This is a genomic window from Burkholderia lata, assembly GCF_902499335.1.
Taxonomy (GTDB): Bacteria; Pseudomonadota; Gammaproteobacteria; order Burkholderiales; family Burkholderiaceae; genus Burkholderia; species Burkholderia lata_B.
This window is the reverse complement of the sequence record NZ_CABVQK010000002.1, coordinates 696,758-712,489: the sequence shown is the minus strand read 5'-3', so window position 1 is coordinate 712,489 and position 15,732 is coordinate 696,758. Positions and strand designations below refer to the sequence as shown.

The window sequence follows — 15,732 nt, the reverse complement described above, 5'->3', positions numbered from 1 at the left end:
CTTCCTCGTTGGCCTTGCTTTTCGTCTTCTTTGTAATGCCGGCGCGCGACACCAGGGTGCCGCGCGCCGCGTGCCGCAATGCCGGTCGTATTTGTACGGTCGCGCCATCCGCTCCGGCTGCGAAGGTGCGACCGTCCTCCTTACTTGCCAACGCTACCCAGCGTACCCAGCAACCCCGTTACCGGTGCCAGCAGGCCCGTCGAGCCGCCGCCCGACGTCGCCGTACCCGTGACGCTGCCGACCAGCGACGTGACCGGCGCGAGCGGGCTCGCGCCACCGGATCCTGCTGCGCCGCCAACTGCTCCGGTGACAGTATTCAGCAAACCGGTGACAGGCGCGAGAGGGTTTGCACTGCCTGCGCCACCCGTTGCGCCGCCGAGCGTGCCCGTGACCGTCGACACGAGATTCGTGACCGGGGCGAGCGGGCCGCCGCTGCCGCCCGCCGCACCGCTCAGTGCGCCGGTAACGGTGGAGACGAGGCCCGTGACGGGGGCGAGCGGGCTGCTGCCCGAGCCGCCGGTCGCGCCGCCGAGTGCGCCGGTGAGCGAGCCGAGCGGCGTCGAGCCGAGACCCGACAGCAGGCCGCCGAGCGGATTCGTCGAGCCGGAACCCGACGACGTGCCGTTCTGCACGCTCGCCGTCGAGCCGCCGACGAGGCTCGTGATCAGGCCGGGGATCGGTGCCGCGCCGTTCGGGCCGTTCGGATTGACGAGGCCACCCGCGTTGGTCACGGTGTTGCCGACCGCGGTCACGAGCTGACCGACGTCGCCGACGAGCGGCTGGCTCGACGTGCCGCCGACCTGCTTGCCGGCCGAGCTGATCGCGCCACCGACCTGGCCGAGCAGGCCCGAGACGGGTTGGCCGAGGCCGGTCGTCGTGCCGACCTGTTGCGTGACCTGGCCGGCGGTGATCATGAGCGGCGTGATCGCCGAGCTGAGCGGCTGCGTCACTTGCTGCACGGCGCCCGACGACAGCGTCGAGCCGATCGTCGTGCCGGCGGCCGTCAAGCCGTTGGCCACCGTGTCGAGCACGGTGCCGACCGGGGTCGTGACGGGCGCGAGCGGCGCGAGCTGGCCCGTGCCGAGTGCCTTGACCGTCGAGCTCAGCCCGGACACCGTGTTGCTCGTCGCGCCGACCACATTGCCGAGGCCGGCGACGGTCGTGCCGACCGGATCCTTAGTCGTCCCGATCTGTCCCAGACCATTGCTCACGGCATCGGCGGCTGCGCCGACGATCGTGCCGGTGCTGGAGAGCGTGCTGCCGACGCCCTTCGTCACGCCGTCGCCGAGGCCCGGCACGCTGATGTTGCCGACCGTGCTGCCGAGGTCGGTGGCCGTCTGGCCAACCGTGCTGACGACACCCTTGGTGCCGGTGGACGTGCCGCTGGTGCCGCTCGTGCTCGGCGTGCCGCTCGTGCTGCTGGGGTTGTTACTGCTGCTGGTCGGCGGCGAGCTCACGCCGCCGCCGCCGCAGGCGGCCAGCAGGCAGGCGGCGGCGAAGGCCGTGAGGGGCACGCGCCACTGGCTCAGGGCGGCTGTCGTGAGAGAACGTTGCTGGGACATGATTGACTCCTCGCTGTCTTGTCGATTGATGGATGTTGGTTTACTTGCCGTGCGTGCCACCGAGCAGGCCGCCGATCAGCGACGTGACAGGCGCGAGCGGATTCGACGACGAGCCCGAGTTCGTGACGGCGCCCGTGCCGCCGGTCAATGCCGGCGCGCCGACCGCGCTGGTCACCGTGGACACGACGTTCGTCACCGGGGCAAGCGGGCTGCTGCCGCCTGCGCCGCCCGTCGCGCTGCCGAGTGCGCCCGTCACCGTGCCGAGGAGGCCGGTGACCGGGGCGAGCGGGCCGCTGCCGCCACCCGTTGCGCCGCCGAGTGCGCCCGTGACTGTGGAGACGAGGCCCGTGACCGGGGCGAGCGGGCCACTGCCGCCGCCTGCTGCACCGCCGAGTGCGCCCGTGACCGTGGAGACGAGGCCGGTGACCGGGGCGAGCGGGCCGCTGCCGCCGCCCGCTGCGCCGCCGAGTGCGCCCGTGACCGTGGAGACGAGGCCGGTGACCGGGGCGAGCGGGCCGCTGCCGCCGCCTGCTGCGCCGCCGAGTGCGCCCGTGACCGTGGAGACGAGGCCAGTGACCGGGGCGAGCGGGCCGCTGCCGCCGCCTGCTGCGCCGCCGAGTGCGCCCGTGACCGTGGAGACGAGGCCGGTGACCGGGGCGAGCGGGCCGCTGCCGCCACCCGTTGCGCCGCCGAGTGCGCCGGTGACCGTCGAGACGAGGCCAGTGAGCGGTGCGAGCGGGTTGGTCACGCCGCCGGTGCCGCCCGTGAGCAGGCCGCCGACGGCCTTCACGGTGTTGCCCGTCGACGAGACCGTGTTGCCAAGGCCGGTCGTGACGGGGTTGCCGCCCGCCGACGCGAGCAGGGCGCCGGCCTGGTTCAGGCCGTTGCCGACCGTGCCGAGCAGCGTGTTGACGGGCGCACCGAGGCCGGTCGCCGTGCCGATCGTCTGGGTCGTCTGGCCGACCATCGTCGTGATCGGCGTGATGGCCGAGCTGACCGTCTGCGTGACTTGCTGGATCGGGCCGGTCGACAGTGCGTTGGTGAGGGTGGTGCCGCCGTTCGAGACGGCACCGCCGAGCGTCGACACGAGGCCGCCGACGGCGCCCGTGACCGGTGCGAGCGGCGACAGCGGCCCGCTGCCGAGGCTCGTGACCAGGTTGCCGGTCTGCGTGACTGCGCCGCCGAGCTGGTTGACCACGCCGCCCGTGCTGGCCAGCGTCGTGCCGAGCGGATCCTTCGTCGCGCCGAGCTGGCCGAGACCGTTGCCGAGGCCGTTGCCGAGTGCGGTCACCGCACCGCCGACGCTTTGCACGATGCCGCCTGCGGCTTGCGTGGTGGCCGGGTTGACGCCCGGCAGCGACTGGCTGCCGATCACGGAGCCGAGACCCGAGACGGTTCCGCCGACACCCGTGACGATGTTGCTGCTGCTTGCGAGGACAGTTCCCACTGCGTTCGACGACACACCCGAGGTGCCCGAGGTACCGCTCGTGCCCGACGTACCGCTGGTGCCGGACGTTCCGCTCGTTCCCGAGGTTCCGCTGGTGCCGGACGTACCGCTCGTGCCCGAGCTTCCGCTGGTGCCGGAGGTGCCGGAGGTGCCGCTCGTGCCCGAGGTGCCGCTCGAGCCGGACGTACCGCCACCCGAAGTCGAGATCGAATCGCCGCCGCCGGAGCTCGAGCCGCCGCCAAGACCCTGGCTGATGGAGCCGGAACCGCCGCACGCGGAGAGGGAAAGCATGGCTGCAACGGTGGCCGCGATCAGAGTCGTCCGGAACACGCCATGGGGGATAACCTTAATGTCCATTTTGTCCTCGCATTAAAAATGTGTTGTGAACTTCGTTGTGTTGAGTGGTGCGCGGACTACTCTGCAACTGTCGTGCCATTTCGATGGCCGACGGTTCGACAACAGGTTTTAAACGGGGCAATTCCTTGTCGGAAAAGGAAGTTATGGAAATTGAAAGATTGTTGAATCTGTTTAAGGACAGACGGATGAGAACGGTTTCGAGCGTCGCGTAACGTAACGTCACAACATTGGCGTTACGCGTGCGACGTAACGTTGGGGCCGCGCAGGCTTGGTGGACGAGGCAATTGTTTTACTGGTGGATTAGGTGTGCACATCTAACCTATCGTAAATCCTATGTGTAAGTCGTACCGAAACACCGTACAAATACGTTGTGCTCCAGGTCATTTTTTTCCATCCATGTCGTTAAAAGAGGTTGGAAGTTAAATGGGATCGGATATAGAATCCGGAGCAGATGTAAGGAAATGTACGGTTCGGTACACAACGTTCGAGGAGGTCACTATCGCGAATGTTAACTTGCATCAAATGATGAGCCATGCCCCTCGGGGCAATCTATAAAGAAAGCGCACCCGGTTGACGCTACAGCAGATGTGGCGAACAGCGCGGGGCAACGGCCGGATATGCGGGGACGTTTACGTATAAAAGGCCAAAGAACGTAAATACAGGCACGAGGAATAAAATGAAAGCAATGTTGATTCGCTTCTTTCGGGAAGAAAACGGGGTTACCGCGATCGAGTATGGTCTGATTGCGGGTCTGATTGCTGTCGCAATCGTTGCCGGGGTGACGAACATCGGCAGCAGTCTCGGCAACATGTTCACCAATCTTGGCACTTGCGTGTCCTCCCCTTCGGCTACCAACTGTTCTGCCACCGCGATCCGAGCAGTCCCGGCGGGCTAAGCTGACACTTCTTTTTCGGAAGTCGTCTTGGCGCAGTAGCGGGCGGATTGCCTCGGTAATCCGCTCGCCCTCGTATTTGCTGCGGATCGTGGCGCGATGGGACATCTTATTTTTAGCGGGGTATTTCTGACCTGGGCAGGTTTTGTCGTGGTCAGCGATATTCGTTTCCGCCGTATTTCGAACGCGCTTGTTCTGGTCGGACTGGTCAGCGGGTTCGGCGGCGCATGCGTGGCCGCGAATCCATTTGGCATTTCCATGCTTCAGTCAGTGGCCGGCATGCTGGTCGGCTTGATTGGGCTTATGCCGTTCTTCCTTCTGCGCGTGATGGGCGCAGCCGATGTAAAGATTTTCGCCGTGCTCGGCATCTGGTGCGGTGCGCATGCGCTGCTTTGGCTGTGGGTGGCCGCCAGCCTGGCTGCAGGCCTGCACGCGCTCGCGCTGATGGTGCTGTCGCGCACCTCGCTCGGGGGCTTGTGGCGACCGCGCGAGCCTGCGCTGAGACTCGGGAGATATCGGGCAACGCCCTATGCCGCATGCCTTGCGGTGCCGGCTGCCATATGGCTGATCTATCTTGCCGCAACGGGGGGCGTGCGATGAAACGACAGAGCGCGTGGCGAGGGCGTCGGCGGCAGCGCGGAGCGACAGCGGTCGAGTTTGCGATCGTGTTTCCGCTGTTCTTCGTGATTTTCTACGCGATTCTGAGTTTCGGGATGATTTTTCTCATTCAGCAGAGCTTGACGATGGCGGCAAGCGAGGGCGCGCGCGCTGGATTGAGCTACGCACCTGATCTCACGACACGCGTCGCGAACGCGAAGACGACGACCCAGAACGTCCTCGGCTGGCTGAACAGTAGTCCGCCCAACGTCGTGGCGCAGCAGTGCAACTACAACGGGACGCCGACGCCGTTGCTGTACTGCCTGACGGTCACGGTGAGCTATACGCCGGACAGCTGGATGACGATCATGCCGTTCCTGGGGACATTCATGACGGCACCATTGACGGGTTCGGCAGTGGTGCAAATTCCGCAGACCATGTTATGAGCACGTCATTCACGAATCACGCGGCAAGAAGCTAACTGGATTTTTATTCCTGCATCCATTCGACAACATGGCCAACAACGTAACGAAGATCATTGCGGGGCTGCTGATTGCGATCGCAGTTTTGCTTGGGATCTATGCATGGGTGCTTGGACGCAGCGCTTCGCGTCCCGCGCCGGTCCAGCAAGCGGCGACGGCAACAGCCGTACCCGTCGTGATTGCGACGCGCACCTTGCCGGGCGGTCAGCCGATCCCGGCTGATGCACTGAAGATCCAGTCGACTGCGCTCGTACCGGTGGGCGCGTTCAGTGATCCCGTTCCGCTTGTCGGCCGCGTGCCGGTTCGGGAGATCCCGGCCTCGGCGCCGGTCGTTGCGGATGCGCTGGTATCGGGGCTTGCCGAGGACGTACAGCCCGGCGAGCGCGCGGTTGCGGTTCGCGTCGACGAATCGAATGCAGTCGGCAACCGGCTGCGGCCCGGCAACTATGTCGACGTGTTCCTGAATCTGAAACGTGAAGGCGGCGGCACGATGCTTGACGGCGAGGTCTCGCAGTCGCAGGCGCGTCTCCTGTTGTCGAAGGTCCGTGTGCTGTCGTTCGGTGATGCGACTTCGGATCGCGACAGCGGGAACAACAACGGCGGCAACGGGCAACCGGCCGGCGTCCGCATCGCGGTGCTCGCGGTACCGACCGCGCAGGTCGATGCGCTGACGCTCGGCGAAGCGAGCGGCCGGCTGACGTTCGCCTTGCGCAACCCGCGTGACGACGAGCTTGCGATACAGACGGTTGCGGTACGTACGGACAACAAGCTGTCGCCGTCGGCACTGGCTGCGGCGGGCGTTTCGTTGCAACAACTGTCCGGTACGCCGAGAACACCGGTGGCCAATGTGAACGTGCCGCCGTTACCGCAGCGATTGCTGCCGGTGGTGCGGCCGAGCGGGGGAGGCGGCAACATCGAAGTGATCCGTGGCGGCCGGTCGGAAACGGTTGCCTATTGAAAGACATCGACGGCCATCGATATCAGCGACGACAAGTAGAAGGCCGCGCGACGGTCTACCAAACGATGAAAAAAACACTGATTGCATTCGCGATTGCCATCTTCACCATGACTTTCGCATCGTTCGCGACTGCGAGCAGCACGATCGAGCTTGCGGTCGGCGCGCAAAGACAGATTTCGGCGAGCCGCACGCTGCAGCGTGTCGCGGTCGGCGATCCTGCGATAGCCGACGTGCTGATCATGAAGGGGAACCGCTCGGGATCGGTGCTGCTTACCGCGAAGGCGCCCGGCGCGACGAACGTCATGCTGTGGGAGCGCGGTCACGACGAGCCGACGGTCTGGAACGTCGAAGTCGTCGACGCGGCCGCTCAAGCGGTGCTCGACGGTTCTACGCCGCGCGTGAATGCATACGGCGGGACGGCGGTATTGCAAGGCTCGTCGGCGTCGCTCGAGGCGCATGCGCGCGCGGCCGCGGTCGGCAAGAACATGAGCGGGAAGGGGGCCGTGATCGACCGCTCGACGGTTCCCGGCAAGAGCGTCGTGCAGGTCGACGTGCGGGTTGTCGAATTCAGCCGTTCGGTGCTCAAGCAGGTCGGGTTCAATTTCTTCAAGCAAAGCAACGGTTTTTCGTTCGGATCGTTTTCGCCGGGGGGCGTGCAGTCTTATAGCGGAGGGTCCGGCCCAGGTACCGCGGGTTACGTTCCGACGCTCGGTTCGCCGGTCGCGTCGGCGTTCAACCTGGTCGTGAACGCCGCCGGGCACGGCATTTTTGCTGATCTGTCACTGCTCGAGGCGAACAATCTCGCTCGCGTGCTGGCGGAGCCGACGCTGGTCGCCCTGTCCGGGCAGAGCGCGAGCTTTCTCGCGGGCGGCGAGATTCCGGTGCCGTCGCCGCAAGGGCTCGGCTCGACCGCGATCCAGTGGAAGCAATATGGTGTCGGGCTCTCGCTGATGCCGACGGTCCTGAGCCCGAACCGGATCGCGTTGAAGGTCGCCCCCGAGTCGAGTCAGCTCGACTTCGTGAACAGCGTGACGATCAGTGGCGTTGCGGTGCCCGGCATCACGACGCGCCGCGCGGACACGACCGTCGAGCTCGGCGATGGCGAAAGCTTCGTGATCGGCGGCCTGATCGATCGGCAGACGATGTCGAACGTGAGCAAGGTGCCGTTGCTGGGCGATCTGCCGATTATCGGTACGTTCTTCAAGAATATGAATTATCAGCAGAACGACAAGGAACTGCTGATCATCGTGACACCTCACCTTGTCGCGCCGATCGCCAAGGGGGCCGTGCTGCCCGCGACGCCCGGCGAGCTGTCCGAGCAGCACGATGGACCGGTCTGGAAATCGTATCTGGGCGGAGCTGCGTCGCCGGACGCCGCTCCGGGGTTTTCGAAATGAGTGGGATGTCTCGCGGATTGCGACGCGTCGCCACGCTTTGTGTAGTCGGGGGTGTTCGACATGAACGCGCGAATCCAGTCATTGTGTGAACCCGCCGTGACCGACTATTTCGTTTGCGCGTCACCACACGAGGCGCATGTCCGCTGGCTGGCCGATACGCTCGTATCGGCCGGTGCGGTCGAGGCTGCGTCGCTCGAGCCGGGCGTGCTTGCTCAGCGCATCACGGGGCTCAATCCGGCGCTCGTGTTCATCGATTTTTCCGACGGCAGCGCGGCTGCGAGCGTGGCCGCCGCGGCGGTACGTGCATCGCATCCGGGGCTGCCGATCATCGCACTCGGCTCGCTCGCACAGCCGGAGAGCACGCTCGCCGCATTGCGCGCCGGCGTGCGCGATTTCATCGACGTGTCGGCCGCGGCGGAAGAGGCGTTGCGCACGACGCGCGGGCTGCTGGCAAACGTCGGCGAGCCGGCAAGCCGTCACGGCAAGCTCGTCGCATTGCTGGGCGCGCGCGCCGGCATGGGCGTGAGCACGCTCGCGGCGAATCTCGCCGTGTGGCTGCAGAAGCGCGCGGTGAGCCCGGGGGCAACCGGCGAGCCGAATGGCGGCACGCCGGCCGGGCGCCAGACCGCGCTCGTCGACCTGGGGCTGCCGGCAGGCGACGGTGCGCTGTTCCTGAATACCCGCTGCGAATTCCATTTCATCGATGCGGTTCACAACCTGCGCCGCATCGACCGAACCTTCGTGAATACCGCACTGACCCGGCATGAGAGCGGTGTTGCATTGACGACGCTGCCGGCCGATCTCGGCGGGCTGCGCGATGTCTCGTATGCGTCGTGCGCCGGCGTGCTGAACCGGTTTCGCGCATTTTTCGATCAGCAGATCGTCGATCTCGGTGGTTTCTCGAACCGCGAGTTCGTTGCCCAGATTACGATGTCGGCCGATGAAGCGTGGCTCGTCTGCGACCAGGGTGTCGCGTCGATCGTGTCCGCGGCCGATCTGCTCACCGGGCTGCGCGACGCGGGTGTCGACACCGATCGTGTACGGCTCGTCGTCAACCAGTACGATCCCGCACTCGACCTGACGCCTGCACAGATCGCCGAGCGCCTCGGTCTTGCGCTGGTGGGTACGTTGCCGTCGCGCCGCGTCGCGATCGGCCATGCGGCAAACCAGGGCCGGCTCATCGTCGACATGACGGAGCGCGACCCGTACGTGCGCGCGCTCGAGTCGCTCGCCGCGCGGCTGCCAGGCGTGTCGGTCAGACCGGCCGCCGCGCGACCGGCATCCGGCCTTTCCGCGCTGAAGCGCTTCATTCAACCCTCGTCCAAGCGGTCGTAAGCGATGGCACACGACATTCAATTCGCCGACGGCGCAGCGCCGTTCTCCCAGACGCAGCAATTTCACGACATCAAGAATGCCGCGCACGAGCACTTGCTGACGCGTATCGAAGAACTGGGCGCCGAGTTCGGCCGTTGGTCGCGACAGGCGATCAACCAGTTCGTCGATCTCGAGATCGACAGCTTCGTGCGCCTGCGCCGCATCCCGCTCAACGAAAACGAGGTGCGTGCGATCGCCGAGGCCCTGACGAAGGAGCTCGCTGGCTTCGGGCCGATCGAGGACCTGCTGGCGGACCCGGCGGTCGAGGACATCCTGATCAACGGCTACAACGACGTGTACGTGTCGCGCCACGGGATCCTCGCGAAGCTGCCGGTGCGCTTTACCGACAACGCGCACCTGCTGCGGATCGTGCGCCGGATCCTCGCACCGATCGGCCGCCGTCTCGACGAGTCGAACCCGATGGTCGACGCGCGGCTGCCCGACGGTGGCCGAGTGAACGTCGTGATCGAGCCGCTGTCGATCGACGGCCCGGTCGTATCGATCCGGAAATTCCGCAAGGATCCGCTGAAGCCCTCCGATCTGCTCGGCAACGGCACGTTCAACGAAGAGATCAACACGCTGCTCCAGGCGGCAGTCGAGGCGCGCTGCAACATTCTCGTGTCGGGCGGCACGAGTTCCGGCAAGACGTCGCTGCTCAACGCGCTCGCGTTCCACATTCCGGAGATCGAGCGTGTCGTGACGATCGAGGATACGGCGGAGCTGTCGCTGAATCACCCGCACGTCGTGCGTCTCGAGAGCCGGCCGGGCGGTTTCGACGGCAACGGCGTCGTATCGATTCGCGACCTGCTGCGCAATACGCTGCGGATGCGCCCGGACCGGATCATCGTCGGCGAAGTGCGCGGTGGTGAAGTGCTGGAAATGCTGCAGGCGATGAACACGGGCCATGACGGCTCGATGGGCACCGTGCATGCGAGCTCACCGCGAGAGTGCCTGTACCGTCTCGAGATGCTTGCGGGTTTCGCGGGCTTTCAGGGCACCGAGTCGAGCCTGCGCCGGCAGATCGCGAATGCGATCGACTTCATCGTGCAGATCGGTCGCCTGTCGAACGGGCGGCGGCGGATCCTGTCGATCACGGAAGTCACCGGTCTGTCCGACAACATCATCGCGACGCAGGAACTTTACCGTTACGAAGCACGCGTGACGCCGGAGGGCGAGGAAGTCGACCACTGGGAGACGCTGGGCATTCATCCGCATTCGCCGAAGCTCGCGCGCTTCCGCCAGACGCTGACGAGCGGCGGGTTCGGCGACGGCGGGTTTGGCGGCGGGTTCGGTGGCGGCGGGTTCGGCCGCGGCGGCGGGGGCTTCAATGTATAGCGGGATGGTGTGGGCGCTGGCCTTCGCGATGCTGTGCGTCGCGGCCGCGATGATGCTGTGGCGTCACGCGGAAACCCGGCGCGTACGGACCGACGCCAAGCGTTTCATCGACAGCCGGCTCGAACCCGGCGCACGTGCAGGTGTCGCCGCGCAGGCAGCACGGCCGGCGGCGGCAGGTGCCGCGCGCGCGGTGCCGATGCAGCCGGGCGCGGCACGAAACGCATCATCCGACGCATTCTGGGCACATTGGTATGCGACGGCATCCGAATATCTGTCGAACCTCGCGAGTCGTGCAGGGATAGACGACGCACGCGGCAAGGCCTTCATCGCGCTTGCAGTGCTTGTCGTGGCTGCATTCGTCGCGGGTAGTCACGGCGGCATGCTCGCGTGTTTCGCGGCGCTCATTTGCGGAAGCGCGATACTCGGCGTCTGGCTCGCGTCACGGATTCAGCGGCGGCGGTTGAAGATCGTCCGGCAGATCCCGTCGTTCCTCGACGGGATCGTGCGTCTCGTCACGTTGGGCAACAGCGTGCCGGCTGCCTTCCAGGCAGCACTCCTGACGACCGAGGAGCCGCTGCGCGGCTGCCTCGACGTCGTGTCGCGGATGCTGCGCGGCGGTATCGAGATCGATCGCGCGATGATGCACATCGCGAAGATCTACCGGACGGAAGAGTTTGAACTCGTCGGCTCGGTGCTGCGCTTGTCGGTCAAATACGGCGGTCGCGCGGACGTGATGCTCGAGCGGATGTCGGTGTTCATGCGCGATCTCGAGCAGGCCGAGCGTGAATTGACCGCGATGTCGTCGGAGACGCGGCTGTCGGCGTTTGTCCTCGTCATGCTGCCGATCGCGATCGGCAGTTTTGTCGTGATGACAAACCCGAGGTATCTGTACGGGATGTGGGGCGATCCGAGCGGTCGGTCGCTGCTCACGATCGCATTCCTGGCGCAAGTGGCCGGCAGCATATGGCTGTACCGAATGGCTCGGCTCAGGTGAGGCTATGACAGCAACTCAAATCGGAGCGATTGCGCTGGCAGTGGGCGCGCTTGGGGTGCTGCTGCTAGGCATGGTCGCCGTGTTGCGTGCGCATGCAGCGGGGCGGGCCGAACGTGCGCTGGTCGATGCGCTGGATCGGCGCATGGCGGCACTCGAGGCAGCGAAAGCACGGACCGCGCCGAACGGCGATGCGCCTGCGAAATCCGATGTGCGCGGCGGGCAACGCGTCCAGCGTTTGCTGGACCGGTTGTCGGCGGCGGGCATGCGTTGGCTGGATACGGGATTCGGCAAATACGCTGTCGCGGAAGAGGATCGCCGCCTGCTCGAGCAAGCCGGATATGTCGACGCGCGCACGCGCGGGTTGTTTCTGAGCGCGCGAGTCGCGTGCGGGATCGCGCTGCCGCTGCTGTTCGTGATCTTCGCGAGCGGGCGCGCGAAAGGCAGTATCTGGATGGTCGGCATGTTCGTCGCCTTCGGGCTCGGCTTCATGCTGCCGAAACTCTATGTGCAGCGCCGTGCGGCATCACGGCGGCAGAGCGTCGTCGACGAACTGCCGCTGCTCGTCGATATGTTGCGCTTGCTGCAAGGTGTCGGGCTGTCGCTCGATCAGAGCCTGCAGGTCGTGACGAACGATTTTCGCGGGATGCTGCCGGTGCTGTCGTCGGAGGTGGGAATCGCGCAGCGTCAGTTCGCTGCGGGACGTACGCGCGAGCAGTCGCTGCAACGGCTGTCCGGCGGATTCGACAACGAGGATTTGCGCGCGATCGTGCGATTGATGATCCAGGTCGACAAGCATGGCGGTGCGGTGCAGGAGCCGCTCAAGCAGTTCGGCGATCGTTTGCGCGAGACACGCCGCGCGATGCTGCGCGAACGTATCGGCAGATTGACCGTGAAGATGACGGGCGTCATGGTGCTGACGCTGTTGCCTGCATTGCTGATCGTGACGGCCGGGCCGGGCATGCTGGCGGTGATGCGCGCATTGGCGTCGCAGCATTGAAGGACGGAAGGACAGACCATGAAGCGAATCGGCGAAACAGTGACACGGGCAGGCATGTTGGCGGCGGTGCTGCTGCTTGGTGCATGCGCCACCAAGGAAAGCGGGTATGGCGTCGGTGCGCAGACCGAGCGTGCGGCGCTGATGCAGGCAGCAGATCAGAAGCAGTCCGTACCGGATACGCCGGGGATGTACCTGGGCCTGATTCAGCGCATGCAAACGCAAGGGCTCTATTACGCTTCGCTCGCGCACATCGACGCATACGACAAGACATACGGCGTCATGCCGGAATCGGTCCTGCTGCGCGCGGATGCGCTGCGGATGACCGATCAGCCGGCCGCAAGCGCGGCCGCGTACAACCAGTTGCTGAAGACGCCGCTCGCTGCGCGCGGCTATCGCGGGCTCGGGTTGCTGGCGGGTGCCGCGGGGGATTTCGACCGTGCGGTGCAGGCATTGACGCAGGCGTCGGAGCTTGCGCCGACGGATCCGTCGCTGCTTTCCGACCTGGCTTACGCGAAGTTGCGCAGCGGCGACGTCGTCGGTTCACGGGTGCCGTTGATGAAGGCGGCCGAACTCGATCAGCGCAATCCGAAGATCGTCAGCAACCTCGCGCTGTATCTGTTTGCGGCAGGACGTGCGCAGGATGCGCAACGGTTGATGAACCAGCAGCATCTGTCGGCCGATATTCGCAAGGACATCAACAGCGATGCCGCGAAGATCGCTGCGGCCGTGCGCGCCCAGCAGCGTGCAGTCGCGACACCGCCGGTGGTATCGCGACGCGGCGCGGCAACACCGATCACGCCGATGGCGAACAACGTCGGCTACGACCAGACAGTGCCGCTGTTGCAACGGTTTGCACAATGAACGGATATCCGGGGAGCAACATGAACGAGAACAAACATAATCGAAGCGTACGCATCGGCTGGATCGCGACGCTGGGTGCGATCGCCTGCATCGTCACGAGCTCCGGCGCGGCCTATGGTCAACAGTCCGTGGCATCGGGCGCGTCAGACGTTGGCCGTTCGACCAGGGGCTGGCTCGCGATGCAGCGTGACAATCGCGCGGCGGCGCCGGCGCAACCGGTGTTCGGCGATGTCGCATCGCTTTCCTACCAGCGCTATCTTGATTCGTTCAAGAACAAGATCCCGGATTCGATAAGTTCGCAACTCGGTGCAACGGGTGGCATGTCGGGCGGCGGGCAGGGCGCGCAATAAGAGATGACCATGCGCGCAGATCAATCGCACGCGGCGCGGCGGGGTGGCGCTGGCGGCCCGCGGAGAAGTCGCCAGCGGGGGAGCGTCGCGGTCATGGCGACGATCTGGGCATTGGTTGCGATTATCGTGCTGGGTGCGATCGACGTCGGCCATTTCTATGCTGAAAGACGTCGAATGCAGGCGGCGGCCGATTTGGCCGCGCTGTCAGCGGTGTCGCAAATTAGCACCGACTCGACTTGTCAGGCAGCTAAGACCGCTGCCGGTCAAATCGCCAACCCATCGAAGAACCCGTTGCCCACCGGTTCGAGCGTGTCCGTGTCTTGCGGCATCTGGAGCGCGCCTCAGGGCAGCGGCAGCGCGCAGTTCACCTGGATGTCGGGAGACCCGATCAGCGGTGGCCAATGCGCCGGTCTGTCGGCCGGAACGGTCAATGGCCAATCGACCAATGCCGTTTGTGTCACGGTGGCCGAGCCGGTCGACGGGATTTTTCGCGGTGGCGTCACGATCGGTGGATCCGCCATCGCCAAGAGCGTGCCGACCGATACCTTTACGCTGACCACGTCGCTGGCGACATTGAACGGCGGGTTGGCCAATCAGTTGCTCAAGGTGCTGACGGGGTCTCCGAATGCGCTGAGCCTGCAGGTTCTCGACTACCAGGGGCTGGCGCAAGTCAACCTGAAGCTGGCCGGTATTCTCGCCAATCTGCCGGTCGGCACGACCACAGGCGTATTGAACGGTACCGTGACGCTCGGGCAGCTGGCCAACGCCGCAGTGCAGGCGGCGACGCAGCAGAATCTGGTCGGGGCGAACCTGAACGTCCTGAACGCGATTGTCGCTGCGCTCTGTTCGGGCAGCGTCTGCGGCGGTCCGCAGATCGCGCTCGGCCAGCTGGTTTCCGCTGCTACCGCTACGGGAACCTCCGCCGTCGACGCCAGCGTCAATGCACTCGGATTGCTGTCGACGGCATTGCAGATCGCGAACGGCACGAGTTCGGTCAGCATTCCCAGCGTCACGGTTCAGACGCCTACCTTGCTCGCGCCGCTGCTGAACGTGAACGTATCGGGTTCGGTCAAGCTCGGGGCGAATCCGCCGTCCACCGCGAGCGGTCCGCCGGGGCCGTCGAACTGCGGGACGTCCAATTGCACGACCAATACGTCGACCGCGCAGGGGAACATCTTCCTCAATACGTCGATATCTTTGCTGTCGACCTGTCCGACCGGCGGGCTGGTCTATCCGGGGGGCACGTGCCCGTCGGGTAGTCCCACGCCGCTTGCGGCGGTGCAACTGCCGATCACCGCCTATGTGGCACCGGCAACGGCGGGCCTGGCGTCGGTCACCTGTACGGCGGACGGCACGAAAAGCGCGACGGTGAACGTGCAGACCGGAGTGGTTGCCGTGTATCTCGGCGGCTCGGCGAATACGCCGATCAACCTCAATGCACCGAGCGGATATACACAGAACGGTAGCGCAACACCGATTACGCTGGTGTCCGTCAACCTGCAGAGCCTGCTTAACCTGTTGAACCTGGGCGGTCTGATTTCCGGGTTGTCGACGTTGGTCAAGACCTTGACGTTAGGGCTCCTCGACCTGAGCCAGATCTCGGTCAACGTCAACCTGACGCCCGGACAGTTGACCATTCCCGTTGCCAATCAAAGCGCGACACCGTTGACGTTTACCTATCCCGGTCCTGGTTCATCCGCGTCCCCGGCCCCTGCATCGCCATACATGTTGAGCACCGGCACGGATCAGCTTCTGTCACCCGCGGTTCAAAGCGCACTTAACAGTGGCCTGTCGATCCAGTTGACCGCCAACAGCGGTTTGCTCGCATTGCTGGGCGATGTTGTCACACCGGTGCTGAACGTCGTTCTCGGGCCGATTTTGTCAGCACTGGGAACTACACTCGTCCCGCTGCTGCTGCAACCGATTGATTCGCTCCTGACCTCGGTCACGGGCCTGCTCGGCCTCAGCCTCGGGAATGCCTATGTCACGAACACACCGGACTCGATCAAATGCGGCAACCCCATGCTGGTTCAATAAATGCCTGAACGTTCTGTCATCAAGGCAGGCAGCGTCGCTGCCGCCTGCAACCGCTCACTGAGCCGCAATGTCGAGCCACTCGTCAATTACTG

The 15,732-nt window shown here is 65.2% G+C and carries 14 protein-coding genes; 12 read left to right on the top strand and 2 right to left on the bottom strand.

Going from position 1 to position 15,732, the window contains the following annotated elements; translation table 11 throughout:
• Positions 1–140: 140 nt before the first annotated feature.
• Together BCO18175_RS07525 and BCO18175_RS07520 are read right to left on the bottom strand one after the other, a co-directional pair.
• Positions 141–1,562, bottom strand: a complete 1,422-nt coding sequence (locus BCO18175_RS07525) for a collagen-like triple helix repeat-containing protein (RefSeq protein ID WP_174980073.1) — start codon at positions 1,560–1,562, stop codon at positions 141–143.
• A 40-nt stretch (positions 1,563–1,602) separates the two neighbouring features.
• On the bottom strand, positions 1,603–3,366 hold the full coding sequence (locus BCO18175_RS07520; protein WP_174980072.1) for a collagen-like triple helix repeat-containing protein: 1,764 nt from the start codon (positions 3,364–3,366) through the stop codon (positions 1,603–1,605).
• Positions 3,367–4,042: 676 nt separating this feature from the next.
• Here BCO18175_RS07520 and BCO18175_RS07515 point away from each other — a divergent pair.
• From BCO18175_RS07515 to BCO18175_RS07460, 12 genes are all read left to right on the top strand, one after another.
• Positions 4,043–4,261 carry a Flp family type IVb pilin gene (locus BCO18175_RS07515; RefSeq protein ID WP_174980071.1) on the top strand — a complete coding sequence of 73 codons (219 nt, stop codon included), beginning with the start codon at positions 4,043–4,045 and terminating at the stop codon, positions 4,259–4,261.
• A 96-nt stretch (positions 4,262–4,357) separates the two neighbouring features.
• Positions 4,358–4,858 (top strand): A24 family peptidase, encoded by a 501-nt coding sequence (locus BCO18175_RS07510; RefSeq protein WP_174980070.1) that lies wholly within the window; start codon positions 4,358–4,360, stop codon positions 4,856–4,858.
• Entirely contained in the window at positions 4,855–5,301 is a 447-nt protein-coding gene (locus tag BCO18175_RS07505; RefSeq protein ID WP_174980069.1) for a TadE/TadG family type IV pilus assembly protein, read from the top strand. The genes BCO18175_RS07510 and BCO18175_RS07505 overlap by 4 nt, the downstream gene beginning before the upstream one ends.
• Positions 5,302–5,368: 67 nt before the next feature.
• Positions 5,369–6,295 (top strand): Flp pilus assembly protein CpaB, encoded by a 927-nt coding sequence (gene cpaB, locus BCO18175_RS07500; protein ID WP_174980068.1) that lies wholly within the window; start codon positions 5,369–5,371, stop codon positions 6,293–6,295.
• A 65-nt stretch (positions 6,296–6,360) separates the two neighbouring features.
• Entirely contained in the window at positions 6,361–7,692 is a 1,332-nt protein-coding gene (locus BCO18175_RS07495; protein WP_174980067.1) for a type II and III secretion system protein family protein, read from the top strand.
• Positions 7,693–7,752: 60 nt separating this feature from the next.
• A complete protein-coding gene (locus BCO18175_RS07490; protein ID WP_174980066.1) occupies positions 7,753–9,027 on the top strand; it encodes a fimbrial protein in 1,275 nt (424 codons plus the stop codon).
• A gap of 3 nt (positions 9,028–9,030) precedes the next feature.
• Positions 9,031–10,401, top strand: coding sequence for a CpaF family protein (locus tag BCO18175_RS07485; protein WP_174912576.1), 1,371 nt, complete (start codon positions 9,031–9,033; stop codon positions 10,399–10,401).
• Complete coding sequence (locus tag BCO18175_RS07480; RefSeq protein WP_174980065.1) at positions 10,394–11,395, top strand: type II secretion system F family protein; 1,002 nt, start codon at positions 10,394–10,396, stop codon at positions 11,393–11,395. Before BCO18175_RS07485 ends, BCO18175_RS07480 begins: the two co-directional genes overlap by 8 nt.
• A 4-nt stretch (positions 11,396–11,399) precedes the next feature.
• Positions 11,400–12,392 (top strand): type II secretion system F family protein, encoded by a 993-nt coding sequence (locus BCO18175_RS07475; RefSeq protein ID WP_174980064.1) that lies wholly within the window; start codon positions 11,400–11,402, stop codon positions 12,390–12,392.
• A gap of 18 nt (positions 12,393–12,410) precedes the next feature.
• Positions 12,411–13,253 carry a tetratricopeptide repeat protein gene (locus BCO18175_RS07470; RefSeq protein WP_059682771.1) on the top strand — a complete coding sequence of 281 codons (843 nt, stop codon included), beginning with the start codon at positions 12,411–12,413 and terminating at the stop codon, positions 13,251–13,253.
• A 20-nt stretch (positions 13,254–13,273) separates the two neighbouring features.
• Entirely contained in the window at positions 13,274–13,603 is a 330-nt protein-coding gene (locus tag BCO18175_RS07465) for a DUF3613 domain-containing protein (RefSeq protein ID WP_174980063.1), read from the top strand.
• 3 nt (positions 13,604–13,606) lie between these two features.
• On the top strand, positions 13,607–15,640 hold the full coding sequence (locus tag BCO18175_RS07460; protein ID WP_368040710.1) for a pilus assembly protein TadG-related protein: 2,034 nt from the start codon (positions 13,607–13,609) through the stop codon (positions 15,638–15,640).
• The last annotated feature ends 92 nt before the right edge of the window (positions 15,641–15,732 follow it).

Bases quoted from the DNA above. Each gene is read 5' to 3' on its own strand.
- BCO18175_RS07525 (WP_174980073.1), bottom strand. From the start codon at position 1,562: ATGTCCCAGCAACGTTCTCTCACGACAGCCGCCCTGAGCCAGTGGCGC.
- BCO18175_RS07520 (WP_174980072.1), bottom strand. From the start codon at position 3,366: ATGGACATTAAGGTTATCCCCCATGGCGTGTTCCGGACGACTCTGATC.
- BCO18175_RS07515 (WP_174980071.1), top strand. From the start codon at position 4,043: ATGAAAGCAATGTTGATTCGCTTCTTTCGGGAAGAAAACGGGGTTACC.
- BCO18175_RS07510 (WP_174980070.1), top strand. From the start codon at position 4,358: ATGGGACATCTTATTTTTAGCGGGGTATTTCTGACCTGGGCAGGTTTT.
- BCO18175_RS07505 (WP_174980069.1), top strand. From the start codon at position 4,855: ATGAAACGACAGAGCGCGTGGCGAGGGCGTCGGCGGCAGCGCGGAGCG.
- cpaB (WP_174980068.1), top strand. From the start codon at position 5,369: ATGGCCAACAACGTAACGAAGATCATTGCGGGGCTGCTGATTGCGATC.
- BCO18175_RS07495 (WP_174980067.1), top strand. From the start codon at position 6,361: ATGAAAAAAACACTGATTGCATTCGCGATTGCCATCTTCACCATGACT.
- BCO18175_RS07490 (WP_174980066.1), top strand. From the start codon at position 7,753: ATGAACGCGCGAATCCAGTCATTGTGTGAACCCGCCGTGACCGACTAT.
- BCO18175_RS07485 (WP_174912576.1), top strand. From the start codon at position 9,031: ATGGCACACGACATTCAATTCGCCGACGGCGCAGCGCCGTTCTCCCAG.
- BCO18175_RS07480 (WP_174980065.1), top strand. From the start codon at position 10,394: ATGTATAGCGGGATGGTGTGGGCGCTGGCCTTCGCGATGCTGTGCGTC.
- BCO18175_RS07475 (WP_174980064.1), top strand. From the start codon at position 11,400: ATGACAGCAACTCAAATCGGAGCGATTGCGCTGGCAGTGGGCGCGCTT.
- BCO18175_RS07470 (WP_059682771.1), top strand. From the start codon at position 12,411: ATGAAGCGAATCGGCGAAACAGTGACACGGGCAGGCATGTTGGCGGCG.
- BCO18175_RS07465 (WP_174980063.1), top strand. From the start codon at position 13,274: ATGAACGAGAACAAACATAATCGAAGCGTACGCATCGGCTGGATCGCG.
- BCO18175_RS07460 (WP_368040710.1), top strand. From the start codon at position 13,607: ATGACCATGCGCGCAGATCAATCGCACGCGGCGCGGCGGGGTGGCGCT.